We start from the raw sequence: 15972 nt of genomic DNA, 5'->3' as shown, positions 1-15972 counted from the left end.
CCACTGTCACCGCCGGAGGCCGGGCGTCCGCCCTGCTCCCCGGTCAGCCGGGCTGCCACGCCGGCTCCGATGCCTCCCGTCTCGCGTACGCCGCCCAGTCCACGATCTGTACCGCCGCGCCGGCGGCCTCGCTGCCCCGGCAGTGGGCGTGGTGCCTGCGGTCGATGCTGTCCAGGTCGAGGCGGGAGCCGAAGGCGGGGTGCGCCGCCAGCCGTCGTGCGTACGCCCACAGCCGGGGGAGGGCGGTGATGCGGTGCACCGCAGCGGTGTCCAGGTGGTAGCGGTGGACGGTGTCCAGCTGTACCAGCGTCACCCACAAGTACACGTCTGCGAGGGTGAGTCCGCCGCCCAGGACGTACTCCTGGGCAGTGAGCCGCCACTCCAGGATGTCCAGGGCGCGCAGCAGGGTGGCCAGCGCGGTGTCGCGTGCCGCCGGGTCACCCCCGGACTGCCCGGCGCGCTGGGCGGTTGCGGTGATGCCCTGTTCACAGAGCCGGGCTACACCCTCGATCGCCTCCTCGGCACCACGCGGGTGGAGATCAGGACCATGACCGCCGAACCACCGGGTCAGGTCCCGCAGGATGTCCGGGGCGTGCGTGCTGACGATCCGCCCGGTCCAGCCGTCGCTGAGCACCGGCGCCACGGCCGGCCCCGGGTACTGGTGCGAACTGGCCTCGTACAGCGGAAGCAGTTCCCGGTGTCCGCCGCCGGGTGCGTCGGGCACGCCAGGCAGCAGCGTCACCGGGAGCGTGTCGCCGAGGCCGAGCAGGCCGTGCGTCACGGCGATCCGCAGGCAGTGCGGACAGGAGAGGGCGAGATGGAGCCGGTAGCGGCGCGGCGCGGCGTAGTAACCGCTGCTCGCGTCACAGCCGATCCTGCTGCGGAAGGACGGCACGGCTGTCGAGGATGTCGCGGACATGCGTCTCCCTGGAAGTGCTCGGTCATGGGCATACGACGGCGACGGCACGCTGCAGCTTCGGCGCTGCCGGGATGCGGTACTTGTGCGGGAGGGTCAGGCGTGAGCGGGGACTGGCCCGCCGTCGCGCAGGGGACTTGCCGCACTGCACACACGCACGAGATCGATGTGACGGCGGGACGTCAGCAGGGGCAGCGGCCGGACGGCGACACGGACGGCGTCACTGCCGAGGTCCAGCGCGACACAGCCCATCTTCCCTACCAGTTCACTAGGATTCCCGTAGTGAAGTGTCAGGCCGCGTCCACACCGCGTCAAGAGGGCCGTTCGGCCGATACCACGGCGTCTCACCACGTGAGAGGACCCGGGCTGCGGTGCGGTCAGGCCGCGCGGCCGGTCTCGCAGGCGGCGAGCAGCGCGCGGACCGCCTCGACGGCGGCGCCGGTCACGGAGGGGTCAGCGCCGTGCCGGGGTCGCGCGCTGAGCCGTACCGGGGACACGGCGGGCAAGCCCTGGACCGGGAGCAGTCCCTCGGGGTGCTGGCCGCCTGGAACGGCGAGCAGCGCGGTGCCCAGTCCCGCGCGGGCCGCGTCCAGGACGCCCGCGAGATATCCGGCCTCGGCGACGACGGTGGCCGGCGTGCGGTGGGCGGCCAGCGCGGTGAGGGCGCGGCGGCGGATGACGCACGGTTCGTTGACTGCGACCAGCGGCAGCGGGGCGGGGGCGCCGGGCGGCTTCCAGCCAGGGGCGGCGTACCAGCGCAGCGGCAGTCCGCCTACGGGGTCGCCCGCCGCGGCGGTCGCCTCGGTGACGTAGACGGCGAGGTCGAGTTCGCCGCGGTCGACCGCGTCCGTCAGTCGTGCCGAGCGGTCGATCCGCACGCGGACCTCGGCGCCCGGACGCACCTCCCGTACGGCCTCGGTGAGCACCGGGAGGATCTGGTCCGCGCCGTGCTCGGTGGCACCGACGACGACGGTGGCGGTTCCGGGACCGCCCTCACCCAGGAGCCTGCGAACGGCCGCGTCGTGGGCTCCCACGATCAGCCGTGCCTCCTCCAGGAGTTGGGCGCCGCGTGCGGTGAACCGGGTCTTGCGGCCGTCGCGTTCGACGACGGGAAGGCCCAGCGTCTTCTCCAGCCGTCGTACGTGCTGGCTGACCGCGGACTGGCTGAGGGCGAGCGCGCCGGCGGCGCGGTGGAAGCCGCCGTAGTCGGCTACGGCGATCAGGCTGCGCAGTGCCACGATGTCCAGAACCGGTCGCATGGGCGCAGGCTAGCACCTATTGATCAGGGATCGTGATCGGTTTTGATGGCGAATCGTCGTTGGACGTACGGCTTTCGCCTCCTGCATGCTGGGCGCATGCCGCGTACAGCCAACGCGTCGGCCTGCGGGCCGCGCCCCCACAGCACCGGACCCCGGCCGTCGGCCGTCGGGTCGGCGGTGTGCTGTGGTGCGGGCACCTGGCTGACGCGGCGGCGGGTGGTCGACCTCGGCCGCGCCGTCACCATGCGCTGTCGCTGATCCGCGCACACGCGATGCTCCGTTGAGCCGGAACCGGCCCGGCTGATCCCGCACGCCAGGTGGCTGTGCGGCCCCTCGACGCAGGTACGCGTCACGCTCTCCCCCGCCCACGGCACAGGTGCGCCCCGTCCTCCCCCTGAGCCCTCCGATGAATCGAGTCACCATGAGCTCTCCTCAGCCTGTCCACGCCTGGGACGAACCAGAGGGGATCGCGCCGCGCGGCACCCTCGTCCTCCTCCCCGGACGCGGTGAACACGGCGGCGTGTACGAGCGGTTCGGCAGCCGCATCGCCGCCGACGGCTACCGCGTCCGTGCCTTGCCCGACCCCTCGCCCGCACCGGAGAGGGTCACCGACCAGGCCGCCAAGCTGCTGCGCGACGAGACACTGCCCGGCCCCCGGGTCCTGGCCGGCTCCGACACCGGGGCCCTGTACGCGGCGTGGCTCGCGGCGCGTGGCACACCGGGCCTGGACGCGCTGATCCTCGCCGGGCTACCCACCGCACCGCACGCCCTCGCCGCGACGCCCGACTGGGAGGCCGAACTCGACCAGCGCACCGCCTGCCCCACGCACCGGGGCAGGCTAGCCTCCGACGACGCGTTCCGGCGCGGTGCGCTCACGGACACGACCCCTGCCGACCTGCATGCCCTGGAGGGCGTCTCCGTCCCCGTCCTGGCCCTGCACGGCGCCGACGACACGGTCAGCCCGCCCCCGGCGGCCGGCCGCGCCTACCGCGCACTGCCCGGCGTGGAGCTGTGGAGCCTGGCCGGGACCCGACACGACGCCCTCAACGACGTCACCCACCGCACGGCCGCCGCCACCATCGTGCTGTTCCTGGAGCGGCTGCGGCTCTCCCCGGACCTCGCACCCATCGCCGTACGGGAGGGCCTCGTATGACCGCCCCGGTGCTGACCGGCGTGGCCGAGCTGCGCTCCCTGCTGCACAGCGGTGATCCGAGCCCCGTCATCCTCGACGTGCGGTGGCGGCTCGGCGACCCGCACGGCCGCGAGCACTACCTCAAGGATCACATTCCCGGCGCCGTCTACGTGGACCTCGACACCGAACTCGCCGCCCCGCCCACACCCGAGGGCGGTCGCCACCCTCTCCCCGACCCCGCGGACCTGCAAGCGGCGGCGCGCCGCTGGGGCGTCACCGCGGGCCGCCCGGTGGTCGTGTACGACGACAACGGCAACACCGCCGCCGCCCGCGCCTGGTGGCTGCTGCGCTGGGCGGGAGTCGAGCGGGTGACTCTGCTCGACGGGGCGCTGGGCGCCTGGCGCGCGGCCGGACTCCCCACGGAGACCGGCGAGTCCGAGGCTCACGCGCCGGGTGACATCGTGCTCAGCCCGGGGCGGTTGCCCGTGCTGGACATGGACGCGGCGGCCGAAGTCGCCCGTGAAGGTGTGCTGCTGGACGCCCGCGCCGCCGAGCGGTACCGGGGCGAGAGCGAACCGGTCGATCCGCGTGCCGGGCACATCCCCGGTGCGCTCTCCGCCCCGACGGGCGACAACCTCGATCCCGACGGGACTTTCCGCGACGTGGAGGAACTCGCCGTGCGGTTCACGACGCTGGGTGCCGACGACGCGACCGAGGTGGGGGTCTACTGCGGGTCCGGCGTCACGGCCGCCCACCAGATCGCGGCGCTCGCCCACGCCGGCATCCCCGCCGCGCTGTACCCCGGTTCGTGGTCCGCCTGGTCCGCCGACCCCGACCGCCCGGCCGTGCTGGGCGACCAGCCGTACTGAATCCCCGACACCCTCCCGACTCCTCCCCGAGAGGCCTCCCATGCCCTCCCCGAACACCGCCGTCTCCGGAACATCGCCGCCGACGCACACACCGGCGCCGGCAACGCGCACGGCCCCGACCCCCACGAAGAGCGATCCCCCTGCACGCCCACGTCTGCGCCCCGCCCTCCGCGTGCCGCGCGGTGTGCGCCGTGCCGCCGGGCCCATCGGACTGCTGGTGGTGTGGTTCCTCGGGAGCACCACCGGTGTGCTGCCCGAGTCCGTCCTCGCCTCCCCCGTCGACGTCGTCCAGCGGGCCGTTGACCTGACCGAAACGGGTGAACTGCCGCAGGCCATCGCTGCGTCCGGCCGCCGCGCCGCGATCGGGTTCCTCATCGGTGCGGCCGTCGCCCTCGCCCTGTCGCTCACGGCGGGACTGTTCCGGCTGGGCGAGGACGTGATAGACGCGTCGATGGGCATGTTCCGGGCCATCCCCTGGGTGGGCCTGATCCCGCTGTTCATCGTCTGGTTCGGCATCGACGAGACCCCGAAGATCGCTCTGGTCGCGCTCGGTGTGACGTACCCGCTGTACTTCAACATCTACGGCGGCATCCGCTCCGCCGACGCCCAGCTCATCGAAGCGGGACGGATGGCGGGGCTCGGCCGCGTCGGTCTGATCCGGTACGTGATCCTGCCGTCCGCACTGCCCGGAGCGCTGGTGGGTCTGCGGTACGCGCTGTCCACCGCCTGGCTCGCCCTGGTCTTCGCGGAGCAGGTCAACTCGGACGCCGGCATCGGCTACCTGATGAGCAACGCCCAGCAGTACTTCCAGACCGACGTCATCGTCCTGTGCCTGGCCGTCTACGCGGTCCTCGGCCTGCTGTGCGACTTCGCCGTACGGCTGCTGTCGCGGCGGCTGCTGGCCTGGCGTGCCTCGTTCGACGGCGAAGGAGCGTGACCCACATGACGGAGACAGCGAACGTGAAGGTCCGCGGGCTGACCCGGGCCTTCGACGACAAGACGGTCATCGACGGGCTCGATCTCACCTTGCGCCAGGGCGAGTTCGTCGCTCTGCTCGGCCACAGCGGCTGCGGCAAGTCGACGCTGCTGAAGATCCTCGCCGGGCTCGACAACGAGACCGAGGGCGAGGTGAGCGTGCCGGAGCGCCGCTCGGTGGCCTTCCAGTCGCCGCGGCTGATGCCCTGGCTGCGCGTGTGGCGCAACGTCGTGCTCGGCCTGCCCGGCTCCCCGGACCGGGCGCTCGCCGAGCGGTATCTGGCCGAGGTGGGCATCGAGGAGTACGCCGGCCGCTGGCCCAAGACCCTGTCCGGCGGCCAGGCCCAGCGCGTCTCCCTGGCCCGCGCCCTGGTGCGCGAACCCGAACTGCTTCTCCTCGACGAGCCGTTCGGCGCCCTGGACGCCCTCACTCGCGGCAGGGCACAGCGGCTGGTGGCGGATCTCTGGCAGCGGCACGGCTGCACGGTGCTGCTGGTCACCCACGACGTGGAAGAGGCGCTGCTGCTGGCCGACCGGGTCCTGGTGATGGACGGCGGGCGGATCTCGTACGAGGCCGAAGTCGGCCTGGAACGGCCGCGCGACCTCGGCTCTCCCGACTTCGTACGACACCGCGGCGAACTGCTGCGCCGCCTGGGCGTCCACGACGCCTCGGCGCATCCCCTGGAAGAGGCACCCGCATGAACCCCGTCAATCGCACCAGCCGTGCGCTGAGCTCCGCACTCGTCCTCACTGCGCTCCTCGCCACAGCGGCCTGCGGTGGGAACACCGAGGCCGCGTCCGGTGGCTCTTCCTCGCGGGTGACCCTCACCATCGGCGACCAGGCGAAGAACCTGCAGACGCTGCTCAACGCCTCCGGCGCCCTCAAAGGCACGTCGTACGACGTGAAGTGGGCCGAGTTCGAAGGTGCGGCCCCGCTCTTCCAAGCCGTGCAGGCGGGTGCCGCGGACACCTCGTACGCCGCCGACCTCCCCACGCTCCAGGCCCTCTCCGGGGGCGTGCCGGTCAAGGCGGTGGGTGCGCTGCACAACGACGGTACGCACACCGGGATCGTGGTCCGTGACGACTCGTCGGTGAAGAGCGTGAAGGACCTCAAAGGCAAGAAGGTCGTGGTCTCCTCGGCGAAGGGGTCCATCGCCGAGTACCTGCTCGCGCACGCGCTTCAGCAGGCGGGGCTGAGCTACGGCGACGTCAAGGTCCAGTATCTGCTGCCGACCGACGCGCAGGCCGCGTTCACCTCGGGCAAGATCGAGGCGTGGGCCACCTTCGGGGTCTACAAGTCCGTCGCCGAGCAGCAGGGCGGCCGGCTCCTCGTCAACGGCGCCGACGGTCGCGTGAGCGGCTACGGCTTCATCGGCGCCTCCGAGAAGGCACTGGCCGACCAGGGCAAGAAGGCCGCCGTTTCCGACTACCTTCGCCGCCTGGACAAGGCTCTCGCCTGGTCGCGGGAACACCCGGACGACTACGCCAAGGCCATCCAGCGGAACACCGGTGCCTCCCCCGAGATCGCGAAGACGCTGGTGAGCCAGGCCAACAGCGAGCTGGAGCCGGTGAGTCCGCAGGTTGTCCAGGCCGTGCAGAAGGTCGGCGACACCATGCACGGCATCGGCGTCCTCACCCCGAACCCGACCGTCGCCGACCACGTCGACACCAGCCTCGTCAAGGAGTGAGCCCCGCCATGCCGGTCGAGTTCATCAGCGCCGTCCATCCCAACCCCGCCACCGAGGGCGACCCCACCGCGGGCACGGGCATCGACGTCGACTACGCCCGCCGCTACGCCCGCGCCCTGGACGACGGCGGCTTCGACTACACCCTCGTCACCTACCACTCCGCCTCCCCCGACGCGCTTCAGCTGGCCCAGTTCGTGGCCCACCACACCGAGCGCATCAAGCCCGTCCTCGCACACCGCCCCGGCGTGATCTTCCCGACCCACGCGGCCCGTGCCCTGGCCACGCTGGACCGGATCAGCAAGGGGCGCCTGGTGGTCCACATCATCTCCGGCGGAAGCGACGAGGAGCAGCGCCGCGAGGGCGACTACCTGGGCAAGAGCGAGCGGTACGCGCGGTCGGACGAGTACATCCGGATTCTGCGGGACGTGTGGGCGGCCGACGGGCCCCTCTCGCACGAGGGCGCGTACTACCGCTTCGAGGGCTTCCGCTCCGACGTCACCCCGTACCACGGCACGATCCCGATCTCGGTGGGCGGCTCCTCGGAGGACGCCTACCGGGTGGGCGGGCAGCAGGGCGACATCTTCGGGCTGTGGGGCGAGCCGCTGAAGGAGACCGCCGAGCAGATCGCCGCGGTCAACGCCCACGCGGACGCCGCCGGCCGGCCCCGCCCCCGCATCTGGGTGTCGTTCCGCCCGATCATCGCGCCCACCGACGAACTCGCCTGGGAAAAGGCACACCGCATCCTCGGCTCGATCAAGACCAACCACGCCGAGCGCGCCAAGCAACGCCACTACCCGGCGCTCGGCCAGGGCACCCCCGCCAACGTCGGCTCGCAGCGGCTGCTGGCCGTCGCCGATCGCGGCGAGGTCCACGACCGCTGCCTGTGGACCGCGCCCGCCTCCGCCACCAACGCCGCAGGTGCCTCCACCGCGCTCGTCGGCTCACCCGAGACGGTCGCCAAGGCGCTGCTCGACTACGTCGACATCGGCTGCGAACTGCTGTCCGTCCGCGGCTATGACCCGCTCAACGACGCGATCGACTACAGCCGTCACGTCCTCCCGCTGGTCCGCCAGGAGCTGGCGCACCGCGCCGCTTCGGGAGCGGTCGCGTGAGGCGGGCCGGGGGCGCTAGCGCACTCGCCGGGCTCCTCGTCGTGGTACTCAGCGCCTGCGGTGGCCCCGCGGGCGCGGAGGACGGGGGCGACACCGTCACGCTGCGCGTGGGCGCGACGGGCTGGAAGCGCGAGGAGGCCCTGCTGAAGCTCGCCCACCTCGACGACACGCCGTACCAGGTGCGGTGGAGCCTCTTCCAGGGCGGCGACAAGCAGTTGGAGGCGGTCCGGGCCGGGGCTCTCGACGTGGCGAGCTCCAGCGAGATCCCGCCGGTGTTCGCCGCCGCCGACGGCAGGCCCAACTTCAAGGTCGCCGCCGTGCAGCGCGGCACCACGCTCAACCAGGAGGTCATCGCCCCCAAGGGCTCGGACATCACCTCGATCGCTCAGCTCAAGGGCAAGAAGGTCGGCTACGTCAAGAACACCACCGCCCACTACTTCCTCTACGAGCTGCTCAAGCAGGCCGGACTCGGCTGGGACGACATCACCGCCGCCCCGCTGGAACCCGACAAGGCGCTGGCCGCGCTGAACGGCGGCTCGATCGACGCCTTCGCCGGATACGGCAACGCGATCATCGCCGCCCGTCAGCAGGGCGCCCGTACCCTCGGTTCCGGCAAGGACATCCTCTCCGGGAACTTCCTGTGGTCCGCCTCCGACGACACGCTCGCCAGCTCGTCCGAGCGCGAGGCCCTGGCCGATCTGCTCGCCCGTATCGACAAGGCGTACGCGTACGTCCGCGACGGGCACGAGCAGGAGTACGCGAAGGCCGTGGCCACCGCCACGCACCAGCCGGTGGAGCAGGCGCTGGAGGAGTTCGAGGAGGGCGAGGCACAGCGGAAGACCGAGGTGCGGGTGGTGACCGCGCAGGTCACCGCGTCCCAGCAGGAGGTCGCCGACGCCTTCCAGGGGCTCGGCGCGCTGAAGCGGCCGCTGGCGGTCTCCGCGTTCTGGTCCGACCGTCTGAACCCCCCGCTGCGAAAGGCGCTTTCCTCATGACGACCGCTCTCCGGCCGCCCGTGCCCGATCTAGCCGACCTCACCTCGGTGACGGACCGGCTCTCCGCCACGGCTGCCGCGTACGACCGCACGGGCGCCTTCCCCTCCGACGGCATCCGCGCCGCGCACGAGGCAGGCCTGCTGACCGCCACCGTCAGCGAGCGCTACGGCGGGCCGGGACTCGGGGTCGCCGCCACCGCGCGCATCCTGCACGCACTGGGCGAAGGAGACCCCTCGGTCGCGCTCATCGCGGCGATGAGCCTGACCATCCACCACCGCCAGGCCGTACGGCCGCACTGGCCCGAGGAGTTGTACGGGCAGGTACTGGCCGCGGCGGCCGGGCGGCCGGTGCTGCTCAACCACGTGCGGGCGGAGCCCGAGCTGGGCTCACCGGCGCGCGGCGGGCTGCCCGCGACGGTGGCCCGACGCACGGCGACCGGCTGGACTCTCACCGGCCGCAAGCGGTTCGCCACCGGCGTCGAGGGGCTCGACTGGCTGCTGGTGTGGGCCACCACGGACGAGCCCACGCCACGGGTCGGCACGTTCGCCGTACCCGGCACCGCCCCGGGCATCGAGATCACTCACCTCTGGGACCACCTGGGCCTGCGAGCCAGCGGAAGCCACGACATCGCACTGCACGAGGTCGAGATCCCCGCCGGGAACGTGGTCGACATCGCCGCCCACGGTCCGGGCGCCGAGCAGGACAACCGGGCAGCCGCCGCCCTCCATCTCCCGCTCGCCGCCCTCTACCTGGGCGTGGCCCGCGCGGCCCAGCGGTATTTCCACCGCTTCGCCCACGAACGGATCCCCGCCAACCTCGGCCACCCGGTCGCCCGTACGGAACGCTTCCGGCGGGCCGCCGGCGAGATCGCCCTGCGGCTGGACTCCGCCGAACAGCTGGTGTTCTGCGGTGCCGAACAAGTGGACGCGGCCGACGAGGCGTACACCCCCGACCTGGCCCTGGGCACCCGGATCCTGGCCGACCGGCACGCCGTCGAGGCGGTCGGGCTGGCGGTACGGCTGCTGGGCAATCCGGGGCTGAGCCGCGACAACCCGCTGGAGCGGCACTTCCGCGACGTCCAGTGCGCCCCGGTGCACGCCCCGCAGGAGGACGTCGCGCTGCTCGCCGTCGGCAGCCGTGCGATGGAAGGCACCGGATGACCGTCACCCGATCCCGCACCGTCGAGGCCCTGTTGACCGCCCTGAGCCATGACTTGCCGGGGGATTGTCTCAGCACCGGCCCCGAGGCCACCGCCCCGTACGCCGCCGACCGCTCCGGTAGCCGCCCGCTCGGGGAGCCCTGGGCCGTCGTGCACGCGGCGAACCCCGAGCACGTGCGGACGACACTGCGGCATGCGCACGCCCTGAGGGTGCCTGTGGTGCCGCGGGGGGCCGGGACCGGACTGTCCGGCGGCGCGAACGCCGGCACGGGCACGGTCGTTCTGGACCTGTCGCGGATGAACCGGATCCTCGACCTGGACCCGCACGACCAGATCGCCGTCGTCGAACCGGGCGTCGTCACCGCCGAACTGGATCGCGCGGCGGGTGAGTTCGGTCTGCGCTACGCCCCCGATCCGGCGAGCGCGGCGATCTCCACCGTGGGCGGCAACATCGCCACCAACGCGGGCGGGCTGCGCTGCGCCAAGTACGGGGTGACCCGGGACGCGGTGCTGGGCCTCGACGTGGTCCTCGCGGACGGCACACCGATGCGGACCGGCCGGCGCACCGTCAAGGGAGTCACCGGCTACGACCTGACGGCCCTGCTCACCGGCTCCGAGGGCACCCTGGGCGTGATCACCGCGGCCACGCTGCGACTGCGGCCGGTGCCGGAGACGACAGCCACCGTCGCCGCCTACTTCGACACCTTCGCCGAAGGGGCCGAGGCCGTGTCGGCGCTGACCGCCGCCCGGCTGGAGCCTTCCATGGCCGAACTGCTGGACGGACCGGTGCTGGCTGCCGTGGACGACGCGCAGGGCACGGACCTGCGCTCACGTGGCGGTGCGCTGCTGCTTCTGCAGTGCGACGGACGCGCGGCCGGGACCGAGGCGGAGCTGGGGGCGCAGGTGCTGCGCGGGCGCGCGACGTCGGTCGAGACGACCGATGACCCAGCGGAGGCGGACCGGCTGCTCACGGCCCGCAGGCTCGCTCTGCCCGCCCTGGAGCGGCTGGGGCGGGTGCTGATCGAGGACATCGCGGTGCCCAGAAGCCAACTGGCCGCCGCCGTGCGGGAGATCACTGCCATCGCCCAGCGCCACGACGTGAGGATCTTCACCTTGGCCCATGCCGCAGACGGCAACCTCCACCCCATTCTCGTCCTCGACCCCGACACCCCCGTTATCCCTGACGCGGCCTGGCAGGCGGCGGGCGACATCTTCACCGCCGCACTCCGCCTGGGCGGCACCCTCACCGGGGAGCACGGCGTGGGCGCCCTCAAGCGGCGGTGGCTCGTGGACGAACTCGGCCCGGAACAGTACGCGTTGCAGCAACGCATCAAGGCGGCCTTCGACCCGCACCACATCCTCAACCCGGGCAAAGCCCTCTGAAGGAGATTCTCCATGGCGACCGTTCTCTCCGTTTCCGGCAGCCCGTCCGCCACCTCCCGCACCGCCCGTCTCCTGCGCCACCTGGACGCCCGGCTCACGGACCAGGGACACGAGGTGATGCCTCTGGACGTCCGCTCCCTCCCGCCCGAGGCCCTGCTGCGCGCCGACTTCGGTCATCCGGCGATCATCGAGGCCACCGCCCTGTTCGAGCAGGCGGACGGCGTCGTGATCGGCACCCCCGTCTACAAGGCCGCCTATTCCGGACTGCTGAAGTCGCTGCTGGACCTGCTGCCGCAGTACGCACTGGCGGGCAAGACCGTCCTGCCACTGGCCACCGGCGGCAGCACCGCCCACGTCCTGGCCATCGACTACGCACTGCGCCCGGTGCTGAGCTCACTGGGCGCCGCCCACATCACCCCCGGCTGGTTCGTCCTGGACAAGCACATCGAAGTGCGGCAGGACGGCGGCATCATCGTCGAGCCGGGGACGAGGGAGGCACTGGACCAGGTCACCGACCAGTTCTCCACCGCCCTCAGCGAACGCCGGCCGCTGCGGGCGGCGGCGTGAGCGATGGCCGACGCGGGCCGTAGCGCTCCCTCTCGACGCGCCGGTCATTGATGGACCGGGCGCCGGTGCCCTCGAGGATGCGGGCGGGGATGCCGACGAGCTGGTTGTCCGGGTCTGCATAGGTCGTGGTGCGGCTCCGCCGTCCCAGCGCGACCAGCGGACCGGTTCCGCTTGCGGATCCGTTCGTTCAGCGGGTGACCAGCAATCCCCGCCCGCGCAGCACCCGCCGCTCCAGCGGACTGAAGATCAGCAGGTCGATGGCGATGCCGACGAGCAGGATCAGGAAGATGGCCAGGAAGACCTGCGACATGCTGGCGTTGTTCCGTCCGTTCTCCAGCAACTGGCCGAGGCCGACGCCGAGGTCGGGCGAGGAGGCGATGATCTCGGCGGCCATCAGTGAGCGCCAGGAGAACGCCCAGCCCTGCTTCAGTCCCGCCAGATAGCCGGGCAGCGCTCCCGGCATCACGATGTGCCAGGACTCGCGCAGCCCGGTCGCGCCCAGGGTGCGCCCGGCGCGCAGGAAGAGCGGCGGGATCTGGTCGATGCCCGCGACGAGGCCGTTGGCGATGGAGGGGACCGCGCCGAGCAGGATCACGGCGTACATCATGGAGTTGTCGAGGCCCAGCCACAGCACGGCCGGCGGCACCCAGGCGACCGACGGCAGCGACTGCAGACCGGACAGGATCGGGCCGATGGCCGCGCGGACGAACCTGACGCGGGCGACCAGCAGGCCGAGCGGGGTGCCGATGGCGAGTGCCATCAGGAAGCCGAGCAGGCCGCGCGAGACGCTGGTCCAGATGTAGTCGAGGAGCGTGCCCTGCCGCCAGGCGACGGCCACCTCGTCCCACACCGCGGACGGTGACGGCAGCTTGTATTCGGGGACGATCCCGGCCCACACCAGCAGTTGCCAGATCACCAGGACCAGTGCGATGGCCGTGATGGGCGGCAGCACCTTGCGGATCAGGGTCTCGCGCAGCGGTGTGCGACCGGTCTGTACCGAGTCCAGCGCGTCGAGCCCGGCCTCCAGTCCCGCCAGATCCTGGCTGTCCTGTGGCTCCCCGGTCGGCGACGAGCCGTCCTTCTCGATGTCGACGCCGGTGTCAGTGGTGGCCATGGCGGCGGATCTCCCTACGCAGTTCCTCGGTGATCTCGACGGACAGCTCGGCGACCGCGCTGTCCTCGATGCGGCGTGGCTGCGCAATGCCGACGGTCCATTCCCGGGCTATCCGTCCCGGTCGGGAGGACAGCAGCACCACCCGCTGCGCCAGCTTCACCGCCTCGCGCACGTTGTGCGTGACGAACAGCACCGACAGTCCCGTCTCGCGCCAGATGCGGGTCAGTTCCTCGTGCAGCACGTCGCGGGTGATGGCGTCCAGCGCGGCGAACGGCTCGTCCATCAGCAGCAGTCGGCTGTCCTGGGCCAGCGCCCGAGCCAGTGCGACGCGCTGCCGCATGCCGCCGGACAGTTCGTGCACCCGCTTGCGGTACGCGCCCTGCAGCCGTACGAGGTCCAGCAGCCGTTCGGCCTCCTGGCGGCGCTCCGGCTTGGCGATCCCGCGCAGTTTCAGCGCGAGTTCGACGTTCTTGCCCGCGGTCAGCCATGGGAACAGGGCGTGTTCCTGGAACATCAGGGCGGGTCGGCCGTCCGTGTCGATCGAGCCGGCGGAGGGCAGGTCCAGTCCCGCGACCAGGTTGAGCAGGGTGGACTTGCCGCAGCCGGAGGCTCCCAGGAGGGTGACGAACTCGCCGGGTGCGACGTCGAGCGTGATGTCGTCCAGCACGAGTTGTTGTCCGCCGGGTGTGCCCGGCGCGGGGAAGGACTTCGAGACGTGCTCGATGCGGGCGGCGTGCGTCACCGCCGTGGGGTCCTGTGCAGACTTGGCGATCGTGGTGGCCATGGTCGTCACCTCCTGGGAACTCATCGGATCCGGTTGTCAGTTGCTCGGCTGTTCGGCGCCGAGGCCGGCGTCGTCGACCTCGTCCTCGCCCTCGGCCTCGAGGACCTTGTTCAGCGGTGCGAGGTCGTAGATTCCCTTCAGGTCGGGCTTTTCCAGCAGACCGGACTTCACCGCGTGCTCCGCCTCGGTGTTGAGGGTGGAGGCCAGCGGGTCGTCGAGGAAGGTGATGGACTTCCAGGCCGGGTCGATGACCTCGGCGGGCAGTGCCTTGCCGGAGTCCTCCTTCAGCGCCTCGTTGGCCGAGGCCTTGGCCTTGTCCGGGTTGGCGTTGATCCACGCGTTGGTCTTCACCGAGCCGCGCAGCACGGCCTCGACGACGTCCGGGTGCTCCTTCAGGAACGCCTGACGGACGATGATGTTCGTGATCACGAACTTCTTGTCGGGCCACAGGTCCGCCTCGTCGAGCAGCACCTTGCCGCCCTCGGCGACGAGCTTGGACGCCGTCGGCTCCGGCACCCAGGCGCCGTCGATCGAGCCGGACTTGTAGGCGTCCGGCGTGATCTTGTTGTCCGTACGGACGACGGAGACATCGCCCCTGCCGCTCTGCGCGTCGACCTTCCAGCCCTGCTCCGAGATCCAGTTCAGCAGCGCGACGTCCTGGGTGTTGCCGAGCTGCGGGGTGGCGATCTTCTTGCCCTTGACGTCCCTCAGGGACTTGATCTTCTCGGGATTGACGACCAGCTTCACGCCGCCGGAGGCGGAGCCGCTGATGATGCGCAGGTTCTTGCCGTTCGACTTCGTGTAGCCGTTGATGGCGGGGGACGGGCCGATCCAGCCGATGTCGATGGAGCCGGCGTTCAGAGCCTCGATCTCGGAGGGGCCGGCGTTGAAGGTGGACGGCTTGATCCTGGTGCCGCCGAGCTCCTTCTGGAGCAGGCCTTCCTGGACGCCGACCAGCGCGGTGGCGTGCGTGAGGTTGGGGAAGTAGCCGATCTTCACTTCGTCGGCGGAGAGCTTCTTGGCGTCCGCCGCGACCTCGGTCTGCTTGCCGTCGTCGGTGGACTCGGCGCCGTAGCCGCAGGCGGTCAGCAGCAGGGGGAGCGCCGCGAGGACGGCGAAGGTGCGCAGGGTGGTGAGCGGTCTTGCGGCAGACACGGAGGTGTCCTCTCAAGGGAAGGGCGTTCGGGGAGCACGGCACGGGAGGCGTGGGGCCTGCTGATACACACCGGCACACCGCTTCGCCCGCCATCCCGGCGGGACGGCAGGGGCGCAGCGGTGTGGGGGGCGTGCGGGTTGCGCGGAGAGTCTCAGACGAGTCGACAGATGGCGCTGGAGGTACGGCCGAAGTCGATGTGGCGACGCGAGGTCAGGAGGGGCGGCAACAGGGCCGTGCGGTTGCGCGTTCGCATGACGACCCCACCCCACGGATTCCTAGTTTTCCTACCTGGTTGCTAGGGATCGTGGCAGAAGTGCGCGTCCACCCCAAGGGGCTGCCCATATGCTGGACGATGTTTTCTCGCTCTTTGGGATCGGTGGGTATCGGCTCAGCTTGTCAGGGGTTTACCCAGGCATCCGGGGCGTTGGTCAACGCAGAAACGTCGGCGGGCAGTTGGGCCGATGCGACGTCGGTGAGCGACACGCCCTCCAGGATCTCGCGCACGTTGGACCGCAGCGCGATCCACAGGGGGAGCAGCGACTCGGCGGGGCCGGTGTAGGACAGGTCCGGCGGGCGGACACCGCGCACCGAGACGAGGGGCCCGTCCACGGTGCGGATGACGTCGGCGATGCTGATGGACTCGGCGGGCCTTGCCAGCCGGTAGCCGCCATTGCCGCCGCGCTGGCTGAGCACGAGGCCGCCCCGGCGCATGTCGTTCAGGATGCTTTCGAGGAACTTGTGCGGAATGTCCTGGGCATAGGCGATGGCCTCGGCTTTCAGGGGCGCGTCGTCCCTGGACGCGGCGAGCTGCAGTGCGGCACGTACCGCGTAGTCCGCTCTGGCTGAGATCCGCATGTGCCCAT

At 71.6% G+C, this 15972-nt stretch carries 17 protein-coding genes; 10 read left to right on the top strand and 7 right to left on the bottom strand.

Features of this window, described 5'->3' with window-relative positions; all coding sequences use genetic code 11:
- Positions 1–43 precede the first annotated feature (43 nt).
- On the bottom strand, positions 44–919 hold the full coding sequence (locus ABFX81_RS20195; protein WP_086851197.1) for a glutathione S-transferase C-terminal domain-containing protein: 876 nt from the start codon (positions 917–919) through the stop codon (positions 44–46).
- Positions 920–1293: 374 nt separating this feature from the next.
- Positions 1294–2175 carry a LysR family transcriptional regulator gene (locus ABFX81_RS20190; protein ID WP_086851195.1) on the bottom strand — a complete coding sequence of 294 codons (882 nt, stop codon included), beginning with the start codon at positions 2173–2175 and terminating at the stop codon, positions 1294–1296.
- A gap of 421 nt (positions 2176–2596) precedes the next feature.
- Between ABFX81_RS20190 and ABFX81_RS20185 the strand changes: the two genes are divergently transcribed.
- The 10 genes from ABFX81_RS20185 to ssuE are packed head-to-tail and all read left to right on the top strand — an operon-like array spanning position 2597 to position 12055.
- Entirely contained in the window at positions 2597–3328 is a 732-nt protein-coding gene (locus ABFX81_RS20185) for an alpha/beta hydrolase (RefSeq protein WP_346138432.1), read from the top strand.
- Complete coding sequence (locus tag ABFX81_RS20180) at positions 3325–4176, top strand: rhodanese-like domain-containing protein (protein ID WP_086851192.1); 852 nt, start codon at positions 3325–3327, stop codon at positions 4174–4176. Before ABFX81_RS20185 ends, ABFX81_RS20180 begins: the two co-directional genes overlap by 4 nt.
- A gap of 40 nt (positions 4177–4216) precedes the next feature.
- A complete protein-coding gene (locus ABFX81_RS20175) occupies positions 4217–5113 on the top strand; it encodes an ABC transporter permease subunit (protein ID WP_086851190.1) in 897 nt (298 codons plus the stop codon).
- 5 nt (positions 5114–5118) lie between these two features.
- Positions 5119–5853: an ATP-binding cassette domain-containing protein gene (locus ABFX81_RS20170; protein WP_086851188.1), complete on the top strand. Its 735-nt coding sequence runs from the start codon at positions 5119–5121 to the stop codon at positions 5851–5853.
- Positions 5850–6839: an aliphatic sulfonate ABC transporter substrate-binding protein gene (locus tag ABFX81_RS20165; RefSeq protein WP_086851187.1), complete on the top strand. Its 990-nt coding sequence runs from the start codon at positions 5850–5852 to the stop codon at positions 6837–6839. The genes ABFX81_RS20170 and ABFX81_RS20165 overlap by 4 nt, the downstream gene beginning before the upstream one ends.
- An 8-nt stretch (positions 6840–6847) precedes the next feature.
- Complete coding sequence (locus ABFX81_RS20160) at positions 6848–7951, top strand: LLM class flavin-dependent oxidoreductase (RefSeq protein WP_086851186.1); 1104 nt, start codon at positions 6848–6850, stop codon at positions 7949–7951.
- Positions 7948–8946: an ABC transporter substrate-binding protein gene (locus tag ABFX81_RS20155; RefSeq protein WP_086851184.1), complete on the top strand. Its 999-nt coding sequence runs from the start codon at positions 7948–7950 to the stop codon at positions 8944–8946. Before ABFX81_RS20160 ends, ABFX81_RS20155 begins: the two co-directional genes overlap by 4 nt.
- On the top strand, positions 8943–10106 hold the full coding sequence (locus ABFX81_RS20150) for an acyl-CoA dehydrogenase family protein (RefSeq protein ID WP_346138431.1): 1164 nt from the start codon (positions 8943–8945) through the stop codon (positions 10104–10106). The genes ABFX81_RS20155 and ABFX81_RS20150 overlap by 4 nt, the downstream gene beginning before the upstream one ends.
- Positions 10103–11488, top strand: coding sequence for an FAD-linked oxidase C-terminal domain-containing protein (locus ABFX81_RS20145; RefSeq protein ID WP_086851183.1), 1386 nt, complete (start codon positions 10103–10105; stop codon positions 11486–11488). The genes ABFX81_RS20150 and ABFX81_RS20145 overlap by 4 nt, the downstream gene beginning before the upstream one ends.
- A 12-nt stretch (positions 11489–11500) precedes the next feature.
- Complete coding sequence (gene ssuE, locus ABFX81_RS20140; protein ID WP_086851181.1) at positions 11501–12055, top strand: NADPH-dependent FMN reductase; 555 nt, start codon at positions 11501–11503, stop codon at positions 12053–12055.
- A 187-nt stretch (positions 12056–12242) separates the two neighbouring features.
- On the opposite strand, the gene ABFX81_RS20135 is transcribed toward ssuE, so the two are convergent.
- From ABFX81_RS20135 to ABFX81_RS20115, 5 genes are all read right to left on the bottom strand, one after another.
- Positions 12243–13169: an ABC transporter permease subunit gene (locus ABFX81_RS20135; protein ID WP_086851180.1), complete on the bottom strand. Its 927-nt coding sequence runs from the start codon at positions 13167–13169 to the stop codon at positions 12243–12245.
- Entirely contained in the window at positions 13156–13953 is a 798-nt protein-coding gene (locus ABFX81_RS20130; protein WP_086851178.1) for an ATP-binding cassette domain-containing protein, read from the bottom strand. The genes ABFX81_RS20135 and ABFX81_RS20130 overlap by 14 nt, the downstream gene beginning before the upstream one ends.
- A gap of 36 nt (positions 13954–13989) precedes the next feature.
- Positions 13990–15108 carry an aliphatic sulfonate ABC transporter substrate-binding protein gene (locus ABFX81_RS20125; RefSeq protein WP_086851176.1) on the bottom strand — a complete coding sequence of 373 codons (1119 nt, stop codon included), beginning with the start codon at positions 15106–15108 and terminating at the stop codon, positions 13990–13992.
- Positions 15109–15260: 152 nt separating this feature from the next.
- Positions 15261–15362: a putative leader peptide gene (locus tag ABFX81_RS20120; protein WP_346138430.1), complete on the bottom strand. Its 102-nt coding sequence runs from the start codon at positions 15360–15362 to the stop codon at positions 15261–15263.
- A gap of 143 nt (positions 15363–15505) precedes the next feature.
- A complete protein-coding gene (locus ABFX81_RS20115) occupies positions 15506–15964 on the bottom strand; it encodes an Rrf2 family transcriptional regulator (protein ID WP_086851174.1) in 459 nt (152 codons plus the stop codon).
- Between the last annotated feature and the right edge of the window lie 8 nt (positions 15965–15972).

The organism is Streptomyces coeruleofuscus (assembly GCF_039532725.1).
Classification (GTDB): Bacteria; Actinomycetota; Actinomycetes; order Streptomycetales; family Streptomycetaceae; genus Streptomyces; species Streptomyces coeruleofuscus.
This window is presented reverse-complemented; position numbering and strand designations above follow the sequence as displayed.

Excerpts from the sequence above, each read along its gene's own strand:
- ABFX81_RS20195 (WP_086851197.1), bottom strand. The coding sequence starts at position 919 with ATGTCCGCGACATCCTCGACAGCCGTGCCGTCCTTCCGCAGCAGGATC.
- ABFX81_RS20190 (WP_086851195.1), bottom strand. The coding sequence starts at position 2,175 with ATGCGACCGGTTCTGGACATCGTGGCACTGCGCAGCCTGATCGCCGTA.
- ABFX81_RS20185 (WP_346138432.1), top strand. The coding sequence starts at position 2,597 with ATGAGCTCTCCTCAGCCTGTCCACGCCTGGGACGAACCAGAGGGGATC.
- ABFX81_RS20180 (WP_086851192.1), top strand. The coding sequence starts at position 3,325 with ATGACCGCCCCGGTGCTGACCGGCGTGGCCGAGCTGCGCTCCCTGCTG.
- ABFX81_RS20175 (WP_086851190.1), top strand. The coding sequence starts at position 4,217 with ATGCCCTCCCCGAACACCGCCGTCTCCGGAACATCGCCGCCGACGCAC.
- ABFX81_RS20170 (WP_086851188.1), top strand. The coding sequence starts at position 5,119 with ATGACGGAGACAGCGAACGTGAAGGTCCGCGGGCTGACCCGGGCCTTC.
- ABFX81_RS20165 (WP_086851187.1), top strand. The coding sequence starts at position 5,850 with ATGAACCCCGTCAATCGCACCAGCCGTGCGCTGAGCTCCGCACTCGTC.
- ABFX81_RS20160 (WP_086851186.1), top strand. The coding sequence starts at position 6,848 with ATGCCGGTCGAGTTCATCAGCGCCGTCCATCCCAACCCCGCCACCGAG.
- ABFX81_RS20150 (WP_346138431.1), top strand. The coding sequence starts at position 8,943 with ATGACGACCGCTCTCCGGCCGCCCGTGCCCGATCTAGCCGACCTCACC.
- ABFX81_RS20145 (WP_086851183.1), top strand. The coding sequence starts at position 10,103 with ATGACCGTCACCCGATCCCGCACCGTCGAGGCCCTGTTGACCGCCCTG.
- ssuE (WP_086851181.1), top strand. The coding sequence starts at position 11,501 with ATGGCGACCGTTCTCTCCGTTTCCGGCAGCCCGTCCGCCACCTCCCGC.
- ABFX81_RS20135 (WP_086851180.1), bottom strand. The coding sequence starts at position 13,169 with ATGGCCACCACTGACACCGGCGTCGACATCGAGAAGGACGGCTCGTCG.
- ABFX81_RS20130 (WP_086851178.1), bottom strand. The coding sequence starts at position 13,953 with ATGGCCACCACGATCGCCAAGTCTGCACAGGACCCCACGGCGGTGACG.
- ABFX81_RS20120 (WP_346138430.1), bottom strand. The coding sequence starts at position 15,362 with ATGCGAACGCGCAACCGCACGGCCCTGTTGCCGCCCCTCCTGACCTCG.
- ABFX81_RS20115 (WP_086851174.1), bottom strand. The coding sequence starts at position 15,964 with ATGCGGATCTCAGCCAGAGCGGACTACGCGGTACGTGCCGCACTGCAG.